Below are 19,348 nucleotides of genomic sequence, written 5' to 3'. Positions count from 1 at the left end.
GCCGGGTCGCCGGGCAGTCTTGAGACATGAGCGAATACAACGTCAAGCAGCTTCGTCGGACCAACAACGGCCGCGTCATCGCGGGTGTCTGCTCGGGCCTCGGGGAGTACCTGGGCATCGACGCCAACCTGATCAGGATCGGCCTGGCGATCGTCACGCTGTTCGGTGGGCTCGGAGTCGGCGTGTACGCCGTCGGCTGGCTGCTCATGCCGGACGAGGACCGCAACACCTCGATCGTCCAGGACCTCCTCAGCAAGCAGCAGGCCAAGTCCACCTGGCAGGACAGCACCGACTACTACCGCGGCGAGCAGAAGCCGCAGCAGTGATCAGGCGGGGGCGGGGGTCTCGACCCGGGACTCGGACCAGAGTATGGCGAGCACGGCCGCGGCCGTCACACCCGTGACGCCGGCCAGCGCGACCACCGGCTCCGGTCCGAGTTTCTCGGCGGCGAATCCGCCGATCAGGATCCCGATCCCTTGTACGGCCAGAAGCCCCGACTGCACCAGGCCGAACGCCTGGCCGCGTTGGTCGGCCGGTACGCACTGGACGAAGGCGGCATTGGCCGCAAGCTGGTACGCCCCACCCACCCCCGACAGGAACCACGCCCCCAGCACCACGGCCAACGGCGGCTGCATCGCGGTCACGACCAGCGGCAGACAGCTCAAGATGGCCAGCCACCCCATCATGCGCAATCGCCGCGGCGGCGTGACGAACCTACTGAAGAAGAACGCCCCCACCGCGGTCCCCATCGGCATCGCCGCCATCAACAGCCCGGTGACCACCGGGACCGACAGGGTGCCGGTGCTGAGCTTCGCCGCGTAGGGGACGGCCAGGCCCTCCGGCAGGATGTAGAAGCCGCAGAGCCAGGCGAAGAGCACGAGAGTGCGGAGTTTCCGGTCGCCGAAGACGAGCCGGGATCCCGCCCTGACCATGGCCCACATCGACGGCCTGCCGCTGTGGTGGGCGGCCCCGGGGCGCCGATGGACGCGCGCGACCAGGATCAGCGCGGAGCCCAGGAACGTGGCCGCGTCGACCGCGAGCGCGCGATAGGGGCCTATGGCGGCGATCATCGCGCCGCCGGCCGCGAAGCCCAGCATTTGGATGCCCTGGTTCGTCATGTTCTGCAATGCGGACCCGACGAGGTACCGGTCACCTTCGAGCACCTCGGGTAGCAGCGCCGCGCGCGCGGCCGAGAAGGGCGCGCTGAGCAGCACCACGAGGAACACCAGCCCGCACAGCACGGGGAACGGCACCCCCGGCAGTGCCATCACGCTCACCAGCGCCGCGCGGATCAGGTCGCACGTGATCATGACGCCCCTGCGCGCGAACCGGTCGGCGAGGCCGGCCAGCAGCGGGCCGCCGAGGATCGTCGGGAGGTAGGTCAGCGCGTAGACGGCCGCGGTCGCGAGCGGTGATCGCGTGCGGTCGTAGACGAGCACGGCCAGCGCCACCTGGGCGAGTTGGTCGCCGAGCAGGGACAGGCTCTGGCCGTACCAGAGCGCGCGGAACTCCCTGATGGCGATTACCTCGCCGTATGTGACTTGGCGCGGGAGGGCACGGCGATGCCGTCCCAGCAGCCGTCGCGTCCGCATGGCCCCCATTGGACTCCGCTGTGCCTGACTCAGAGTGTTCGCTATGTCACCTAAGGTGCCCGATCATTTGACAGGCCGCAACCCAAAGCAGCCAACCCATTGCGAACGGTTACCAGCCTAGTTCATGGAGCCGCGCGTCATCGATGCCGAAGTGGTGCCCGACCTCGTGCACGACCGTTATGCGCACTTCGTCGATCACGTCGGCCTCGGTATCGCAAATCTGACATATCGGATTGCGGTAGATCTCAATGCGGTCGGGCAAGACTGCGGAGTACCAGTCGCCGCGCTCTGTGAGGGGGATTCCGGTGTACAGGCCCAGGAGGTTGGGTTCGGGCGCATCGTCGACCACCGTGACGACGACATTGCTCATCGCCCGGGTCAGACCTGGGGGAATCACGTCCAACGCCTCGGCTACGAGCTCCTCGAACCTCTCCCGCGAAACCTCGATCACCCTTGCCATTCTGCCTCGCAGGTTGGGTAAGCAAGAAACCGTATGAAGTTCGTCGACAGATTGAAGACAGTCCTCCAGTCGCGGGTGTCCAGGGTCGTGGCCGTACTCATCGTGGCCGCCGTGGGCGCCTGGCTCGGCATCTTCCTCAGCGGCACCGTCAGGGCTCAGGTCGGTCCGGTAGAGACGGGTATGTCGCTCCGACCCGCCTGGAACGGCGAGACGATCGTGGACGCCAGCCCGCTGGGCACGCTCACGTTCCGCACCCATGACGCGCCACTCAGGCTCCGCATCTCCCTCGAGAACATCGACCAGGAACGCGCCAAGGCGATCATCGAGGACCCACGGCTGGCGGACCGGCTGCCGGAGATCATCGAGCGCGACCTGCTCGACGGTGTCCGCGCGCTGCTGATCCGCTCGCTGCTGTGCGCGGGGGCGGGGGCGCTGATCGCGAGCCTGCTGGTGTTCAGGCGCCCCAGGGTGGCGCTGCTGGGCCTGCTGGTCACCTCGGTGGCACTCGCCGGCACCAGCGCGCTGGCGGCGCTCACGTTCCGCCCCAATTCGCTCGTGGAGCCCAGATACTCGGGGCTGATCGCCGCCGCGCCATCGCTGGTGGGCAGCGCGGAGTCGATCGTGACGAAGTTCGAGTCGTACCGGTCGCAACTCACCAAGCTGGTCACGAACGTCTCCAAGCTGTATGACACGGTGTCGACGCTGCCGTTGTACGACGCGGACCCCAGATCCATCCGTGTCCTCCACGTCTCGGACATCCACATCAACCCGATCGCCTGGAACGTCATCCGCTCCTTGAAGGACCAGTTCAAGGTCGACATGATCATCGACACCGGCGATATCTCCGACCATGGCACGAAGACCGAGAACAAGTTCGTCGACGAGATCGGCACCCTGGGCGTCCCGTACGTCTACGTTCGCGGCAACCACGACTCGATGATCACTCAGAAAGCGGTCGCCAAGCAGAAGAACGCCGTAGTCCTGGACGACAAGACCCAGAAGGTGGCGGGCCTGAACATCTACGGCCTAGGCGACCCCCGCTTCACCCCCGACAAGACCGTCGCCGTGGACTCGGACCCGGCCGTCCTGGCCCAGTTCGGCCGCTCGCGTGTGCCGCGGATGGGGAAACCGGACGTGGTCGCCGTCCACGACCCGGAGGTCGGCCGCGGCTTCTCCGGCGCCACGCCGATCATCCTCGCGGGTCACACCCACGATCGATCGACGACCATGCTGCCTTCGGGCACCCGCCTCCTGGTCCAGGGCTCCACGGGCGGCGCCGGCCTGCGCGCCCTCGAACACCCCCAGCCGACCCCCGTACAGGCCTCGGTCATGTACTTCGACAAGGAGACCAGACGCCTGCAGGCCTGGGACGACATCACGCTCGGCGGCCTCGGCGAGCAGTCGGTGTACATCCAACGTCACGTGGAACGTGAACCGGGACGTATGATTTCTCCAGAGCCAACGAACGCCCCGTCGCCAACGGGATCGATCACTGGCACGACGTCGCCGGCCGCTGGTCCGCCACTTTGGCATCAAGGGCAATCGTCCCCTATGCTTCAGAGGTCTCCAACGGAAGACGACAGGGAAAGTTCCTGAGCCCCCATCGTCTAGCGGCCTAGGACACCGCCCTTTCAAGGCGGCGGCACGGGTTCGAATCCCGTTGGGGGCACGGCGAAGCGCCTAGCGCACCGCAAAACGGTTGGTCGAAAGCCAACCGGGAGCTGGTAAGCTAAGCGAGTCGCAAAGCAAGACGCAAGGTCCTGTAGAGCAGTTTGGAGTGCTCGCCACCCTGTCAAGGTGGAGGTCGCGGGTTCAAGTCCCGTCAGGACCGCTCGGGTCAGGTAGCTCAGTTGGTACGAGCGTCCGCCTGAAAAGCGGAAGGTCGGCAGTTCGACCCTGCCCCTGACCACCATTATTTACCAGCACGAATGCCCCGTCCGTGATCATATGGACGGGGCATGTTTGTGTCTGCGTGTCTAACTGCGTGACTACGGTTCCGGAGTGAGCTGACCAAGACGGTGTTCGAGCGCACCGGCCTGGACAGCGGCGGACCAATGCTCCGCCGACGTGCTGGAGCTGCGTCCCCAAGGCCCTGGAGCAAGGCCCTGGAGCAATGCCCCATGCTCCAGGCGGACTTCACCTTGTACACCGTAAGTGCAGTCGAGGCGGTCAGTGTCCCTGCTGTCCCCGCCGTCTCTGAACCTGCGGTGACCTTCACAAAGGCGGGCGGAGACGAGGGACAGTCCACCTGGGCGGTTGCCCCTACTGTCCCTGGTGATGATGACTACACCGATCACGAGGCGAGAAGCTGAACGGTGCTTCGTACGCCCTTCTAATGCGCTTCGCGCTGAAGATCGGCTGTAACACTCGGCGGGGCGTCTCCTGAGTGTTACAGCATGTCCATGTATATGCGTCGATGAAGGCTCGTCAAGACGCTGAAAACATTGCTGAATCGCCCTTCTATGACCCCTTGAGTTCTATTGTCGCGCTCCAATGCACGCGTTTGTATCTAAGGGGCGATCTTCTGGGGTGTATCCCCAAGCGGTGGGTTCCGAATGCGTCCCAGTGCCGCCGCCTGTCCTGCCCCAGTGCTCTCGTCGTGGGCGGTTCGCCGGCCTGCGCCGTTCCCCAAGAGAAGGAGCCGTGATCATGACCGCGCTGACCTACACCATCTTCACCGAACCGGCGTCTTTGGAGGCGTCAGACGCCAGACGGAGGTCTAAGTCCACAGGGACGGTGTACCTGGTCGTCACCAACACCTCAAGGAGGACGGACTGGTCCAGGATCGAGGTGAAGGTGCCCGTGGGCGACGGCCCCGGGCATCTTGGCCCGAACATCACGGAGCTGAAGGGCGAATACACCGACAACCAGTGGGGAGCCCAGGCGACAACTCGGGGGGTGAAGGTTGAGCGCCAACAGGGCACCAACGTTTTCGAAGTCACTCCCCAGGCCGGGGGCGTTGCATCTTTCAGACCTGGCGACTACATGGTGCTGACGCTGGAGAACATCACCATCGCCTCGGCCGCCGGGCCGGCAGTACTGACGGTGAGGGAGAAGACCGAGGACGATGACGGGGAGCACACTCGCTACACGTCGGTAGCGCTGGTGAAAACCGCCCCGAAGGAGATTCCGGCGCCGCGTGGCTTCCATCCGGACAAGGGCATGATAGGCGCCGGTGAAAACCTGACGCTGAGCTGGGAGGGGTCCGCCGAATTCGACTACAAGATCCTGTTCCCCGGCGGAGAGGACACCATCCCTCCGGGGATGCGTAGCTGGCCGCTGGCCGACGCCCCGAAGCGGGCTACCACCTACACTCTCGTTGCCACTGACCCCGTCACTAAGCAGCAGCATTTTCTCACCACGACCGTTCAAGTGCGCTATCCCGTCCTAGAAAGACTCACCGCCACCACCGGCATTGACTCGCCCTGGGTCCAGGGCACGTCGGAAGCGACCAAGGGGCGTATCACCTTCACCGGCACAGGGGTGGAGATCTCTAGCAACTCCGGTGCGAAGGGGACCGTGACGGCCGACAAGGCCCATCTAAACGGCGTCAACACTGAGTGGGTGCAGGGGAGAAGCGCCGACGATGGAAAGATCACTTTCCCCAAGGACGGGCTCAACGTCAGCCAAGGGAGCGGGTCATGGGGAGCCGTGCACGCCGACAAGGCCGATCTAAACGGCGTCAACACTAAGTGGGTGCAGGGGAGAAGCGCCGACGACGGATGGATCACCTTCCCCGTGGAAGGGCTCAAAGTCAACCGGAAAGACGACAACCATCTGACACATCTGGTTGTTGGTTATGCGACCCACGACATCGTGAAGACCAGAATCGTTCGGGGGCCAAAGGACGACGATGGATGGATCAGCTTCCGTAAGGAGGGACTGAATGTCCACCGGGAGCGCGGCACAGAACGGGGAACCGTGTACGCCGCTGATACTGACCTGAAGGGATGACTCTAAACGGCGTCCAACACAATGCCGAATTGATCTCATAGGTATCAGGGGTGGCGGCGCTGGGCGCGGCCACCCTGCCCTGCGCCTGCTGCCCACTGGGCATGCAGTGTGGGGCCGGTCCCGGAGTGCGGCAGCTCGTTTATGCAGGTGCGCAGCACTGCCCTTGATGTGCGTGCGAAGCTCCTCTTTGGTGGAGTGACTGCGTGACAAACTGAGTGACAACCGGGGCAGACGATCACGGACGTTGACGGACGCTTGGGGATGGTCAGGGCCTGGTCGGCGCCGTCATGAGCCCGGTGGGAACGGGTGCTCGGCTTGTCGGAAAGCGGAAGGTCGGCAGTTCGACCCTGCCCCTGACCACCATTATTCACCAGCGGGAATGTCCCGCCCATGATCACATGGACGGGGCATATTTGTGTCTGCGTGTCTAACCGCGTGACTACGGTTCCGGAGCGAGCGGGAAGATCTCGTCCATCACCGTCGCGCCCTCCTGGCGGAAAGCGTCTTCGACCCGTTGAGGGTCGCCATCGGTTCGTCCAGTTCCCTCATGGTCGGGCCGATGGCCGCTGCCCACCGGTTCGCCTGCGGTCTCATTGGGCGCTGAAGAGCGGCTGCTACACGTTGCAGCGCGCTTCTCCCCGCGCAGCTCTCCTTGTAAAGCCTGCGGCGCTCCTTGACGAATGTGACCATTGGTGCATGGCCCGGCCTCTTGGGCGCGGGCCGCCGCGTTAGAACCGTGCCCCATAGCCGAACAGGCATGCTGGTTCCTCCAGCCGGCTGGGAGGCGTGTAACGCCGACAAGGTCACCCGCCTCTTGGGGGCGCTACTGGCTGATGCCCTTGATAGAGCTCGTCTTGTTGTCGAATCCGTTGTTCGTCAGGTCCTTGTCCTCGCTTCGTGGCTTTGCTGCGTAGCCCGATGCCCCAGCACAGTTGGCGCGGTCATAGAACAGCACCCTCTTCTTCGAGGTGTTCTTCATGGAGCTTGCCTTGTTGTCGAATTCGTGCATGTTGTGGCACTTGGGCCCAATGCCGAAGTCGACCCCCAAGGTCATACCGCCTTCGAAATCATCGTGCTCGTACAGGCAGAGGTCGTAGTTACAGGGGCCGAGGTCATTGGTGCCGGCTTCCGCGGTGGAGCCGACCCCAAGCAGGGTGGTCAAGGCGGTCGCTGCGACCACCACGCGCATGATCTTGTTCCGCATGGAGCAACCTCTCAGCTCAGAGTGACGTCCTCAAAGATACACAATTATGGAGCACATGCTCTGTTATTCTCCGGATGAGAGTCGCGCTCCTGCTGCAGCGCCGTTTTCAGATCTGGCCACCCTGACCGCCGAGCAGCACGCCGCCCGCCAGGCCACCGCGGAGATGCCACTCGATGCGATCTTCGCCAGCCCGCGCTGGGGTCCGATGCGCCTGCGACGGGCCTTCGTCCACATGAACGGTGAATACGCCCGCCACAACGGCCACGCCGACATCTTGCGCGAACGAATCGACGGAAGCGTCGGGACCTAGTAGGCCATCGAGGGGGGTCATCGGCCGCGCATCAAACCCCGGATAGTCCCTGTTGGCCCTACTGTCCCTGAGCCTGCTGCGACCAGCGCTAACGCAGTTCAAGGCGAGGGACGGACCTCCTGAAAGGCTGTCCCTGGTGTCTCTCTGAATGGTGCTTCGCACGCCCTTCTGAGCGCGCTGCGCGCGGAAGACCGGCTGTAACACCCTGGGGCAGCGTCCACCGGTGTTGCAGCGCTTCTCTGTGCGCAGCACGGCCCTAGACGAGAGTGCGAAGCCCCTCTTCGGCGGAGTGACCGCGTGACAAACTGAGCGGCAACCGTGGCAGACGATCACGGACGTTGACGGACGCTTGGGGATGGTTGGGCCTGGTCGGCGCCGTCATGAGCCCGGTGGGAACGGGTGCTCGGCTTGCCGGAAAGCGGAAGGTCGGCAGTTCGACCCCGCCCCTGATCAGCTTTTTGAACAGTAAGAATGCCCCGAACGGATCATCGTTCGGGACTTTTGCTCTTTTGCTGACGGCAACGTCACCATGTGTGGATTTACTGCCATGCCTTGATGTACATCATCACGTACACTGATGACATGAAGGTGATGACCATGTCCGAATCGCGGGCCAACTACGCCGCCACCCTCGATGCCGTCATCGACGATCAGGAAGAAGTCCTCATCACCCGTCCCGGCGGGGAAGGCGTCGTGATGGTGTCGCAGCGCGAATACGAATCGATGCGCGAGACGCTCTACCTCATGGCCTCTCCTGTCAACCGCAGACGGCTGTCGGAGGCGGTCGCCCGTCTGGAGGCCGGAGGCGGCGCCGTCCGCGAACTGGCCGATGAGGACACCACCTCGTGAAGATCCTTTTCGACGAACTCGCCTGGGAGGACTACTGCGACTGGCGGCGAGAAGATCGACGGATCCTCAAAAGGATCAACCAGCTGATCGCAGACGTAGCCCGGAACGAGAATGAAGGCATCGGCAAGCCAGAGCCGCTTAAGTATGAATGGTCCGGTTACTGGTCCCGGCGCATCACCTCAGAGCACCGGCTCGTCTACCGCGTCAACGACGACACCATCATGATCGCTGCCTGCCGCTATCGCTATGAGAAGTAGCGTCCGTCCGGCTGCCTATTAGAGAAGCGCTCCTTAAACGATTCGCTTTTACCGCGTTGGCGTAAAGGACGAGACGACCAGCCAGACCCCGGCGGCCATGATCACAGCTGCGACAGCGAGTTCCTTCGTTCGTCCGCCGATCATGCTTCGCGCCACATGGGCGGTCCCGGCCCAGGAGATCCGCACCCAAGTGCGCCAAACGGCCGACGCGACGAGGACGGCCGCGAGAAGCAGGGGCCACCGTATCGAATCGGCGAAAGGTATCTCCCAGTCGCCGCCGCACTCGCTGATGTACGTCGCGACGTCGAGCAGCGGGAAGAGGAGAAGAGCCGTCGCGGCCGCGGTGCCGGCCAAGCGTTCCCAGCGGGTGGAAGCGGTGGCTTTCGCGGCCGCCGCCAATGCGACGAGAACGACCGGCAAGCCGATCCTGTCGGCCGTACCGGACCACCACGCGAGGCCGTTCCAGGACGACTCCGAAATCATGAAGTAGGTGGCGCGAAACTCCCTTGGGTAGATGACCTTGAAGCGGGTGAACATCGCCGCCAACGCTGCCGCGCCGACGGCGCCCGCCCACAGGATGGCCCCATGCTGTCTCCGGGACAGAGGTGACCGGGCCGCCAGGAGCAGCGCCCAAGCCGCCACCGGATAGCAGACGATCAAAGGCCAGGGCAGTACGACCGCACGTTCCTGCCCGGTGCATGGGTCGGGGCCCGGCAGCAGAAGCGCGGTGACGAGCCCGAACGCGAGTACGGTGCCGACCGCGGCGACGGCGGTGAGCACGGCCCGACGTGACCCGCGCAGGAGAAGGCCGGCCACGACGACCGGCAGCAGAAGAACCCCCCAGAACAGCAGTTCTCCCGGTACGTACTCCAGCGTGTACGGACCTTCCATCGGAAAGGGAGCCGAGCTCGTCGCGGCACAGAACCAGCCGACGCTCTGCCTGCCGGCCCCGAAGGCCGTCAGGATCACCGGCCCGGACGCGGCCAGGACCGCACCTAAGCGCAGCACCGCCGCTACCGGGGCCGTGGGTTCCCGCATCACGACACCTCCGAAGTGATCAGCCCGGGTCAGGGTAGCGGCTAGCGATCTTCATGTGGAGGCCCGGTAACGGTTCAGCACCGCCGCGATGGGGACCGCCGCCGCCAGGCCGCTCAGCAGTACGGCGGCCAGCGCTCCCAGGATGGACGGCGCGTTGTCGAAGGCGAGACCGACGGCGGCGAGTGCCGGGCCCGCGTTGCGTACCGCGGCGACTCCGCCCATCGTGGTACGGCGTGCCGGTGGTCCGGTGGCCAGGGCCGTACCGAGGGCGAAGGCGAGGGCGGAGAAGACGAAGCCCGCGAGCAGGCTGAGTGAGCCGATCAGCGCGACCACGTCACGCCAGTTGCCCCCGAGCATGCCCACCAGCACGATCAGGAACGTCACGTTCGACGTCTTGGCGGCCGCCGGCTGCCATGCCAGTGCCGTGGGCGGAGTGTAGTGCCGCACGATCAGGCCGACGGCGAACGGCACGAGCTGGAGGACCACGACGGTCAGCATCAGCACCGGGACGTCGAGTGCGACTCCGCCGCCCACGTCGGCCGCCTGGAGGATGAGGTTCGCGGTGGGGCCGAAGGTGATGCTGCCGATGGCGGCCAGCAGGACCTGCATCGCCGCCCCCGCGACCACGTCCCCGTTCTGCACCATGCCGAGTTTCGCGCCGAACGGGCCGCCAGGGGAGGAGGCCGTCAGGAGCAGCGCGATGTACGCCGCCGCAGGCAGGCCGAACAGGGCGGCGACGCCCCAGCCGAGGAGCGGGATGGCGACCAGGTTCGCTACCAGCACCAGGACGAGCAGCAGGACGTTCGCGAAGACGGCGCGCAGGGCCGGCAGCGTCGCGCCGAGACCGGCGGCGAACATGGTGGCCGCGATGAAGACGACCGTGACGGCGTTGAACAGCAGATGCAGCGTGTTCATAGAGGCTCCTGGTCGTCATAACGGAGCGGCGTCAGTGGTGTCAGTGGCGTCAGTGGTGTCAGTGGCGTCAGCCGGTCAGGTCGCCCAGCCAGCGCAGTGCGGTCAGTCCTGGCATGAAGCAGTATTCGCCGCCGCGTGTGACGACGAATTGGGGTAGGGAGAGCAGGCGTCGCCGTACGGGACGCCGGGGGATGGTGAAATCCCCGGGGCCTGAGCCGACGATCGGGTCCTTGGCGTCGCCCGCGCCGAAGAAGACGCCGTCGTTCATCCATTCGGACTGGACGAACTCGAACTGCCGCCCCAGATGCGCTCCCACGAAGGCGAACATCAGCCCCCGGTCGGCCCCGTCGTCTTCCAGGACCCCGTCGGGCAGCGGCGGGCCGTACGCCGTGCCGCGCCTGATCATGCGGTGCAGCCGCGGCACTCCGGCGACCGCGGCATCACGAGGATTGCCCCGGCGGATGTGGCACCCGCCGGGGGTCGTGAAGCCGGCCGCGTCGTCCCGCTCGAACAGGAACATGTTGTTGCGCGTCCGGTCGGCCCCGAGAGCGGGGTCGTCGTGCAGAGAGCTGAGCGCCAGCGGTGCGCCGCTGCGCCAGCGTCCCATGATCTTCGCCGCCAGCACTTCCTCGTCCGACGAATCGGTGGAGTTGTCCCTCAGGTACCGCCGGAACAGGGCGACGCGCTGGTGGAGTTTGCGGAAGACCACGTAGCTGCCGTTGCGCCCGAGCACGTCGGGTTGCGGGGTCTGGATGCCGCCGAGCTCGTCGCGGTAGCCGAGAACGAACTCGCCGGCCTTCAGCGGCGTCTCCAACGGGTTCGTACCGGCTATGCCGCTGCCTTCGACGGCGGGATGGCTGATGCCGTCACGGTAGCCGAAGGGTTCGGTCTCGGTGGGCAGCGCGTGGCAGTTCTGGCGCCAGATCGCCGTCACGCCGGGCAGGGCCTCGTACGCCGGCCGGGCGCGGTCGATGGCGGCCTCCAGCAGCGCGCTGTCCGGCGCGAGTGCCACCAGCACCACGTGGACCTCAGGCGTGCCGAGCGGGGACTCCCAGTGCTCGGGGCTGCTCTCGCCGGTGTCGCCCAACGCGTTGGCCCGCGCCGCCATGCCCTGCCGGAACTCCCAGGCGAAGGTGTCCAGCCATTCCAGCGGAACACCGAGCACATTGAGACCGTGATAGGTGAGTGCGACGCTGACCCAGGTCTCGCCGAGTGGGCTCACCGTGTCGGCGGCCGAGGTCACCACGGTGCTGACCCGCCGCATCAGCTCCCGCCCGTGGTCGCGGTCGTCGATGCGGAACAGGATGTAGGTCGCCGCGTACGGCGTCGGCCGCGGGCTGAGCACCCCGCGCTGGATGTCGTCGAGCTCCAGCTTGACGATGGTCACCTGGACCCGCCTCCCCGTGCGCTATTTCGCCGAGACGATGTTGTTCCAGAAGGCGCGCAGGCTCTCGTCGACGCCGAACAGCGAGCTGAAGATCGTGGTGTCGGCGAAGATCACGTCACCGGCCCGGTCACCGCTGGGCGGCATCCACAGGAACATGTTGAACTCGGTGTTGCCGGCCTCGGTGAACGGGTGCGGCCTGGACATGTCGATCGGCTGCCTGCCCAGCACGTGGATGACGTTCGGGTCGTCGGTGGTCACGGCGTAGTGCGGCAGGTGCATGTGGAAGTTGAAGCTGGGCACGCCTTCCAGCCACCTCTTGGTGTCCAGATCCCTGGCGATGGACAGTGGGGCGCTCTTGCCCCCTTCCGTCACCGCGGGACGCAGCCCGTAGCGGTTCTCCACGGGCACCCCCAGGCCCGCCATCAGCGATCGGGTGTACCTTCCGAAGCGTTGCTGACGGGGCACCAGTGCGTCGCCGTGATGGTGATACTCCATGTCGCGCACCGCCATGTCGTCCGACGCGCCGACGTCGTGATGCGGTCCCAGGGCCAGGCAGGTTCCCTCGCGGGTGAGGAACTCGCGCACCGCCTCGATCTCCGCGGGTGTGGCGTCCTGTCCGGTGATCATGTGGTCCAGCCCCCACACGAACAGGGTGTCGGTGTCCGCCAGCACCCGTTCGTCCAGCGGGGTGTGGAAACCCGCCTGATCGACGCGTTGGTACACGGGCACGGGGTATCCAGTAGTCTCCTCGACGAACTGCTGGAAGGGCAGCCAGCCCCAGAAGAACAGCTCCAGCCCGCCCGCGATGCCCTGCTGGAACCGCAGCGGATCCGACCATTTCGGGTCCTCGTAGGCCGGCCACGTCACGCGTCGCACTTCGGTCATCGTGGAGAACCGGTTGTCCAGCTGGGTCACATCCCGGCCTGCCTCGGCGGGATAGCTCCACGCCACATAGATGCTCAGCCGGCGCCGACCGGGGCTGTAGGGGCGCGGCACATGGTGCTGATTGTAGGTGCGCGCGGTTCTGGACTCGCTCATCTCTTCTCCAGGATGCGCTGGTGGGCGTCACTGCAGCTGGTCGAGCATCTCCGACATCGCGCTCTTGATCCGCAGAGCCTTCTTGATCTCGTCGGCGGTGACGTACGGATACTCGCCGTACTCGATGAAGCTCGGGCAGTGGTGCTCACGGACGAATCTGACGAAGGCTTCGGGGTTGGTCTTCCAGTCCTCGGGGAAGCCCTCGAGGTTCTCGAAGACCGTGTTCACTCCCGCCCGGGTGAACAGGGCGATGGCGTCTTCGGTGTACTTGTCGAAGTCGGTGTCGAAGATGCCCTGGTACATGAAGCGCGTGTCGTCGTCGAAGAGCACCCAGCGCAGGTAGTGCAGCTTCAAGGGCGCGAGCAGGTTGGGGTCGGCCTCCAGCGCCTTGGCGAGGGTGTAGCCGTACTCGCGGATCGCGTCGGCGCGGCCGGGTTTGACCTTCGCGATGATGGTGAACCCGTAGCACGCCGGGGTCCGCGGGTAGACAGGGCCGTATTTACCCTGCTCCAGGTGGTCGGTCTCCTTCGGGATGACAGCCGCCTGCGGCCTGATCTCCATGCCGATCCCCTCCGTCGTTCTACTGCTGGGGGAAGGCTAAAACCGGCTGAATGTCCCAATTATCCCATAATGCGGCTTTTCGAGCCAGTCTGGGCAGCGAGATCAAGCTTGATCCACATGGTATCAATGGACGATTCTTACGCTAGGGATCTCTCCTAGGTGTCGCTAGGGATTGGGCACTTCATGGTGTACCACTTCGCCGTTCTGGGCTCCGTTCAGGTCTACCCGGAAGGGACGCCGCAGACCCCGATCCATCTTCGTGGCAGGCCTCGGGCCGTACTGGCCACGCTGCTGCTCAACGCCAACACGGTGATCTCCCGGGACGCTCTGGTGGCCGCTCTGTGGGATGAGCCGCCGGCCACGGCGGTGGCCAACATCCAGACCCACGTATGGCAGCTACGACGGGCGATTCCTGGCGGGGACCAGATCGTCAGGACCGAAGGGTCCGGCTACCTGCTGCGCGTCGAACGCGATCAGCTCGACGCGCTGATCTTCATTGACGCGGCGCGCGAAGGGCGGCTGGCCGTCCAGCGGGGTGAGCTGGCTGTCGCCGAGAGGGCCTTCGGTCGGGCGGTGGCGCTCTGGCGGGGCCGGCCCGCCGAGGGCCTCGTGCTCGGTGACATGGTGACGCCCCGGATCGCCGAGCTGGAGGAGGAGCTGTACCAGGCGCGTTCCGACTGGATCGACGTCCGGCTGGCCCTCGGGCAGCATGACCAGCTCATCGGTGAGCTGCGGAAGATCGCGGACGCGCAGCCGCTGCGCGAGCGTTTCTGGGGCCAGCTCATGCTCGCCCTGCACCGGGCCGGGCGGCGGGGTGAGGCGCTGGACGCCTACCGGCGCGTACGGACGCTCCTGGTGGAGGAGCTGGGCGTCGAGCCGGGCGCCGAGTTACGCCGACTCCACGCGAGCCTCTTGGAGGACCATGAGGCACCGGCCGCGCCCGTCTTGGGGACAAAAGTCTCGGGGACAAAAGCGGTGCCCGACTCCACGACGTGGCACCACATCTGCCAGCTACCCGCGGACCTCGCTGATTTCGTGGGCAGGAGCGCAGAGTTGAAAACGATTACCTCGATTGTGCGCGGCAGGGACCCCGCGGCCTCCGCACCCATGATCGTGACTCTGTCGGGCGCCCCTGGACTCGGCAAGAGCACCCTCGCGATCCACCTCGCGCATCTGCTCCGGCCCGCCTTCCCCGACGGCCAGCTGTACGTACGCCTCGGCGCGGCCTCGCCCGCTCCGCGCGATCCCTGGCGCATCCTCGGGGAGCTGCTGAGAGCGCTCGGAGTGGACGGAAGCGCGCTCCCCGACACCCTCGAAGAGCGCGCCACCCTGTACCGGTCCCGCCTCGCGGACCGCGAGATCCTCATCATCCTCGACGACGCGGCGGACGAGGCGCAGGTGTCGCCCCTGCTTCCGGGCACGGCGCGTGGCGCGGTCCTGGTGACCTCCCGCGCGCAGCTCGCCCTCCCCGGCGCTCAGGCGATCTCCCTGGACGTACCCGGCGAGGACGAAGCGGTGGAGATGCTCGAACGTACGGCCGGACAGGCCCGCGTGCGCGCGGAGCCGCAGGCGGCGGCGTCGATCCTGCGCGCCTGCGGCCGCCTGCCGCTGGCCATCCGCATCGCGGGGGCAAGACTGTCCGCGCGGCCCGCCTGGCCGTTGTCCGACTTCGCGGCCCGCCTGGAGGACACTCGGCGGCGCCTCGACGAGCTGGCTCTGGGCCAGCAGACGGTTCGGGCCAACTTCGCCGTGAGTTATGACGCCCTCACCGACGTGGCGCGGCGGACGTTCCGGCTGCTCGGCCTGTGCGGCCTGGAAAGCGTGCCCGAGTGGGCGGCGGCGGCGCTGCTCGGGGAGTCCCGGGATGTGGCGGATCGCGCGCTGGAAGCCCTGGTGGTCGCCGGTCTGGTAAATGGGCCCGAAGCCTGTGCCGCAGGCGGTCTGCGATACCGCCTGCATGATCTGTTACGGGCGTTCGCATGGGAACAGGCCGAGGCGGAGGACAGCGAGACGCAGCGGCGCGCGGCCCTGCTCCGGCTCGTCAGCGAGAGCCTCGACCGGGTGACGGCGGCCGTCGGTGACCTCCCCCTACCCTGCGCGCCCACGCCGAGCGCCGGCGAGTCCCGCCCGGCGGCAGGGGAGTGCGACTCCGGGTGGCTGATGGAGGAGCGCGGGAACATGGTGGCGGTGGTCGAGCTCGCCGCCGCGCTGGACAGACCCGCCCTCGCGTGCGAGCTGGCCTACTATCTGACGGCCTATCTACGGATCCACGGCTTCTTCGACCAGGCCACCCGGGTGCACGATGCCGTCATCGCCGCCGCGACCCGGCTGGAGCTCACCCCCGCGATCTTGACCACCCGACTGCTGCGGGCGGATCTCATGGTGGAGCGTGGGATGTTCGGCGACGCGCTGGGGGAGTTCCAGTCCTTGCTGGAGCCGTTCGAGCGCTTGGGCGACCGGCACTCCACCGCGTACGCGCTCAGCGGGCTCGGCATCTGCCGCCATGTGTTCGCGGACTTCGAGGAGGCTCTGGACCGCACCACGCGCGCGGTCGACCTGTTCGAGGAGCTGGGCGATCATGGCGGCCTGCTCAGCGCGTTGATCCACCTGACCTCGATCCACCTTGAGCTCGGCCACCACGACCAGGCCGCCGAGGTCTGCCATCGTGGGCTGGAGCTGGCGCGCGGCGCCCGCACCGCGTACCCCCGCGCGATCCTGCTCCGGGCCCTGGGCATCACCCACTACAGCAAGGGCGAGGTGACGGAGGCGATCCGGCGCTATGAGGAGAGCCTTGAGCTCAGCCGCAGGCACGGCTATCCGATCATCACCACCTTGACCGAGCGCCGGCTGGGGGAGGCTCTGGGCGCGGTGGGACGGTTCGACGAGGCGGTGCGGACGCTCACGCACTGCGGGCGCAGCTTCGCGCGCTTCGGCGACACGTACGGTGAGACGCTCACGGCGTACGCCCTCGGGGAGGTCGCCTTCCGGCGCCGTCTTCCGCGAGAGGCGCTGCGGCACCTGACGCACGCGCTCGACGTGCTGGGAGTACGGGAGATGCCGCTCTGGCGCGCCCGAGTCCTGCGCGAGATCGGCCGCGTCCATGCCGATCTCGGTGCCCCGGACGCCGCCGTGGCCGTCTGGAACGAGGCGCTGGCCATCTTCCACAGCGTCGACTCCGGGGAAGCGTCGGAGGTGAGCGCCTTCCTCGCCACCTTGCGGACACACCCACGCCAGGTGCCCGCCAGGTGACTCAGCCGCCCGTTCCCCGGACGACCGGCACGGCTGTGACGCCTGCCTGCCGCGCCGCCCGCCGGGCCGCACCCGGCCCGGCCCCCGTCGCGACGACCGCTCCTTCGTGCAGCGCGACCCAGGAATGTGCGTCGGCGGGGAGATCCTCCAGCGCCCGGGCGAGCTCGACTCGCCCCGGTCCGGCGCGCAGCGCGCGAGCCCGCTCGCGGCGCCGCCAGAACAGGTGCTGTCCCACGATCAGCGGCCCCAGCGGCAGGAGCAGCGGTACGAACTCCAGCTCGGTGAACAGGACGGCGAGCGTCAGACCCAGCAGCAACGTCCCCTCGACCACGGCGGCCCACCAACCGGCGGTCCTGCCGTACGCCTTGGCCGCCACCAGCGGCCACACGGCCAGCATCAGGCAGTCGCCGAGACCGGCCAGGCTCGACACCGGCCCGTAGCCGGTGGCGAGTATCGGGGCGAACGGCAACCCTTCGACCCGGGACACGAAATCAGCCGTCAGAGAGCTCACCCCCGTGGCAAGGGCGTCATAGACGGTCAGGGCAGCGGCCAGCCCCGCCACGTGGGCGGCCCGCATCCCCGTCTGCGCCCACATGTTGGCGACCCCGACCGTGAGCAGGATCATCGTGAGGTCGTTGACGACGAGCACCGCCGTCGGCCATTGCGCGAAGTACGCGGCCACGTCCGCCGCGCACAGCAGGGCGGCCGCCAGCGCGGCGTTCCGGCCGCCCAGCACCGGCGACAGGACGAGTTGCGACACGGTGAAGACGACCACACCGAAGATCGTGACGATGACCCCGGTCGGCATGTGCATATAGGCGAACGGCATGGCGATGAGCGCCACGACCATGATCCAGATGTCGGTCCAGACGAACCTGCCGACCGGCGGGCGCGGCATCGTCGCCCTGGCGAAGTAGAGCGCGGCGACACCCATGGTCAGCAGGATGAGCAGGTAGAGGACCAGTCCGCGCAGGACCGCCTCGGTCATCAGGCCGCTCATCGGACTCCCATCTCGGCGACCGCCTCCGCGGCCGCCCGCAGGGCCGACTTGCCCGTCCGGGCGGACTCGGTGGCCGTGAAGTGCTCGAACGTGTGCTCCCGCAGGTCCGCGCGGACCCGGCAGAGGCCGGGAAGCGCGGCCGGATCATCGACGAGCTCAATACCCCGCAGCGGAAGCCTCAGGTCGGCCGCGCGCTCCTCCAGCCGGGACACCAGCGCGCGGCTCACGTTGCCGGCCACGGCGTGCAACACCGGTCCCGACCGGGTCTCCTCCAGCACGTATCGCGTCGGGAGCGGGATCTCGCGCTCCGCTTGGAGGAGGTCCAGCACGTCGCGCGTGGTGACGGACGAGGGTGACAGCCGGCCGAGGACCCGCGAGGTCGCCGGTACGGCGGCCAGTTCGCAGGCAGGCTGCTCGCTCTCGGGCAGCACTTTGACGATGTCGCCGGTGACATAACGGAGCAGCAGGGTCGTGTCGCGGTACGTGGTGTACGGCGTCACCACCAGCACACCGTGCGCCCCTGGAGCCGCCGGCCGGAAGGTCTCGGGGTCGAGGACCTCGACGTGCCCCTGGTCGGTAGGGAGATGCAGGTGTCCCTGCCCGCAGACCTGGCCGCCCACGGGGGCGATCTCCGTCATCGAGTAGCTGTCCAGGACGCGAGCCCCGAACGTGGCCTCCGCCCGCTCCTTCAGCGCGTCGGTGAGGACCTCGCCACCGGAGTGGATCTCTTCGAGGCCGAAGTCCTTCGCGTCCCAGCCGCCCCGCTCGGCCTCCTGGACGAGAGCCGCGAGATACGAGGCCGTCGTGTTGAGGTGGGTCACCTGTGGCCGCTTGCCCGGAACGTGCAGCGGGACCGCCAACCGGTCCAGCGTGGCGCGGGGGTCCACGAGACCTACGTGGGCGAAGGCCGCCCCGGTCATGGTCGCCGCCCGCTCGATGAGGATCTGGGCGATGGAGCGCGAGGTGATGCAGTTGGCCCAGACATGTTCGGAGCGGAGTCCACCGGCGAGCATCAGCGCCAAGGCCGACATGCCCGACATCAGGTCGATCTCGTAGCGGGAGAACCAGACCATGGTCGGCACACCGGTCGTGCCCGTGGTCTGGGCGAGTACGGCCGGGCGGGCCCCGTCCGCGACGAACGCGGACGGCAGGTCACGCAGCGCGGCCTTCGTCGTCGGCTCGATCGACGCCATGGACTCCAAGGTGATGGATCCAGGGTCGATGCCGTGTTGCTCGAACCACCGCCGGTAGTAGGGGGTGTCGCGGGCGGTCAACCGTACCGTCCGCCGGAGCCGGCGCGAGGCGAGGTCGCGCTGCATCTCAGGGTCGGGCGCGGTCAGCATCTCGCCCGCGCCTTCCCCGGGGGAGCCGAACTCCTCCAAGGTCGCGCGGAGGTCTTCGACCAGCGCGGTCACGTCCTTCACCCGGAACCGGCGGCCCGCCAGCATCGACCAGGCGTACCCCATCTGCCGGGCGGCTGTCCCGAACATCCTGTCCCATCCTTTGCGCGGTGGTCATGGAACACGACGGTCCC

Annotated in this window: 18 protein-coding genes and 4 tRNA genes; 12 read left to right on the top strand and 10 right to left on the bottom strand. The window is 67.1% G+C overall.

The genetic code is table 11. From position 1 onward, the window contains the following. Window positions 1-26: 26 nt before the first annotated feature. Window positions 27-326, top strand: coding sequence for a PspC domain-containing protein (locus AB0L53_RS43710; protein ID WP_364007827.1), 300 nt, complete (start codon window positions 27-29; stop codon window positions 324-326). Here the strand turns inward: AB0L53_RS43710 and AB0L53_RS43705 are convergent, their stop codons facing one another. Both AB0L53_RS43705 and AB0L53_RS43700 read right to left on the bottom strand, forming a co-directional pair. Next, complete coding sequence (locus tag AB0L53_RS43705; protein WP_364007824.1) at window positions 327-1,592, bottom strand: MFS transporter; 1,266 nt, start codon at window positions 1,590-1,592, stop codon at window positions 327-329. 109 nt (window positions 1,593-1,701) lie between these two features. Further along, a complete protein-coding gene (locus AB0L53_RS43700) occupies window positions 1,702-2,043 on the bottom strand; it encodes a metallopeptidase family protein (RefSeq protein WP_358532519.1) in 342 nt (113 codons plus the stop codon). Window positions 2,044-2,085: 42 nt separating this feature from the next. On the opposite strand from AB0L53_RS43700, the gene AB0L53_RS43695 reads away from it, so the two are divergent. The 7 genes from AB0L53_RS43695 to AB0L53_RS43665 all read left to right on the top strand — a co-directional run bounded on the left by AB0L53_RS43695 (window position 2,086) and on the right by AB0L53_RS43665 (window position 6,610). After that, window positions 2,086-3,648, top strand: coding sequence for a metallophosphoesterase (locus AB0L53_RS43695; protein ID WP_364007820.1), 1,563 nt, complete (start codon window positions 2,086-2,088; stop codon window positions 3,646-3,648). Next, window positions 3,649-3,721, top strand: a tRNA-Glu gene (locus tag AB0L53_RS43690). A gap of 87 nt (window positions 3,722-3,808) precedes the next feature. Then, window positions 3,809-3,883: transfer RNA gene (locus tag AB0L53_RS43685), tRNA-Asp, on the top strand. Between the two features lie 4 nt (window positions 3,884-3,887). Next, window positions 3,888-3,964 (top strand) — tRNA-Phe (locus AB0L53_RS43680). A 737-nt stretch (window positions 3,965-4,701) separates the two neighbouring features. Further along, window positions 4,702-6,006, top strand: coding sequence for a hypothetical protein (locus AB0L53_RS43675; protein ID WP_364007817.1), 1,305 nt, complete (start codon window positions 4,702-4,704; stop codon window positions 6,004-6,006). Window positions 6,007-6,296: 290 nt separating this feature from the next. Then, window positions 6,297-6,369 (top strand) — tRNA-OTHER (locus AB0L53_RS43670). 127 nt (window positions 6,370-6,496) lie between these two features. Continuing rightward, a complete protein-coding gene (locus AB0L53_RS43665) occupies window positions 6,497-6,610 on the top strand; it encodes a serine dehydratase beta chain (RefSeq protein ID WP_364008112.1) in 114 nt (37 codons plus the stop codon). Window positions 6,611-6,829: 219 nt separating this feature from the next. On the opposite strand, the gene AB0L53_RS43660 is transcribed toward AB0L53_RS43665, so the two are convergent. Next, a complete protein-coding gene (locus AB0L53_RS43660) occupies window positions 6,830-7,210 on the bottom strand; it encodes a peptidase inhibitor family I36 protein (protein ID WP_364007814.1) in 381 nt (126 codons plus the stop codon). A gap of 46 nt (window positions 7,211-7,256) precedes the next feature. On the opposite strand from AB0L53_RS43660, the gene AB0L53_RS43655 reads away from it, so the two are divergent. The 3 genes from AB0L53_RS43655 to AB0L53_RS43645 all read left to right on the top strand — a co-directional run bounded on the left by AB0L53_RS43655 (window position 7,257) and on the right by AB0L53_RS43645 (window position 8,626). Further along, window positions 7,257-7,520, top strand: coding sequence for a DUF664 domain-containing protein (locus AB0L53_RS43655; protein ID WP_364007811.1), 264 nt, complete (start codon window positions 7,257-7,259; stop codon window positions 7,518-7,520). 582 nt (window positions 7,521-8,102) lie between these two features. After that, window positions 8,103-8,369: a type II toxin-antitoxin system prevent-host-death family antitoxin gene (locus AB0L53_RS43650; RefSeq protein WP_363992925.1), complete on the top strand. Its 267-nt coding sequence runs from the start codon at window positions 8,103-8,105 to the stop codon at window positions 8,367-8,369. Further along, a complete protein-coding gene (locus AB0L53_RS43645) occupies window positions 8,366-8,626 on the top strand; it encodes a Txe/YoeB family addiction module toxin (RefSeq protein WP_364007808.1) in 261 nt (86 codons plus the stop codon). Before AB0L53_RS43650 ends, AB0L53_RS43645 begins: the two co-directional genes overlap by 4 nt. A gap of 48 nt (window positions 8,627-8,674) precedes the next feature. Here AB0L53_RS43645 and AB0L53_RS43640 read toward each other — a convergent pair whose 3' ends face one another. The 5 genes from AB0L53_RS43640 to AB0L53_RS43620 all read right to left on the bottom strand — a co-directional run bounded on the left by AB0L53_RS43640 (window position 8,675) and on the right by AB0L53_RS43620 (window position 13,565). Further along, the gene (locus AB0L53_RS43640; protein ID WP_364007805.1) at window positions 8,675-9,664 is read right to left on the bottom strand and encodes a hypothetical protein; all 990 of its coding nucleotides are present in this window, start codon (window positions 9,662-9,664) and stop codon (window positions 8,675-8,677) included. A gap of 51 nt (window positions 9,665-9,715) precedes the next feature. Then, on the bottom strand, window positions 9,716-10,579 hold the full coding sequence (locus tag AB0L53_RS43635; protein WP_364007802.1) for a bile acid:sodium symporter: 864 nt from the start codon (window positions 10,577-10,579) through the stop codon (window positions 9,716-9,718). A 67-nt stretch (window positions 10,580-10,646) separates the two neighbouring features. Then, a complete protein-coding gene (locus AB0L53_RS43630; RefSeq protein WP_364007799.1) occupies window positions 10,647-11,966 on the bottom strand; it encodes a Dyp-type peroxidase in 1,320 nt (439 codons plus the stop codon). 21 nt (window positions 11,967-11,987) lie between these two features. Next, entirely contained in the window at window positions 11,988-13,004 is a 1,017-nt protein-coding gene (locus tag AB0L53_RS43625; protein WP_364007796.1) for a hypothetical protein, read from the bottom strand. Window positions 13,005-13,031: 27 nt separating this feature from the next. Then, window positions 13,032-13,565, bottom strand: coding sequence for a hypothetical protein (locus AB0L53_RS43620; RefSeq protein ID WP_364007793.1), 534 nt, complete (start codon window positions 13,563-13,565; stop codon window positions 13,032-13,034). A 159-nt stretch (window positions 13,566-13,724) separates the two neighbouring features. Between AB0L53_RS43620 and AB0L53_RS43615 the strand changes: the two genes are divergently transcribed. Further along, window positions 13,725-16,814: a BTAD domain-containing putative transcriptional regulator gene (locus AB0L53_RS43615; RefSeq protein WP_364007791.1), complete on the top strand. Its 3,090-nt coding sequence runs from the start codon at window positions 13,725-13,727 to the stop codon at window positions 16,812-16,814. Between the two features lies 1 nt (window position 16,815). Here the strand turns inward: AB0L53_RS43615 and AB0L53_RS43610 are convergent, their stop codons facing one another. After that, the gene (locus AB0L53_RS43610) at window positions 16,816-17,814 is read right to left on the bottom strand and encodes a hypothetical protein (protein ID WP_364007789.1); all 999 of its coding nucleotides are present in this window, start codon (window positions 17,812-17,814) and stop codon (window positions 16,816-16,818) included. Further along, on the bottom strand, window positions 17,811-19,304 hold the full coding sequence (locus AB0L53_RS43605; RefSeq protein ID WP_364007786.1) for an AMP-binding protein: 1,494 nt from the start codon (window positions 19,302-19,304) through the stop codon (window positions 17,811-17,813). The genes AB0L53_RS43610 and AB0L53_RS43605 overlap by 4 nt, the downstream gene beginning before the upstream one ends. Window positions 19,305-19,348 lie beyond the last annotated feature (44 nt).

The sequence above is a fragment of the Nonomuraea sp. NPDC052129 genome (assembly GCF_040680095.1).
GTDB lineage: Bacteria > Actinomycetota > Actinomycetes > Streptosporangiales > Streptosporangiaceae > Nonomuraea.
Note: the sequence above shows the minus strand (reverse complement) of the source record. Positions and strands in the feature narration are given on the sequence as shown.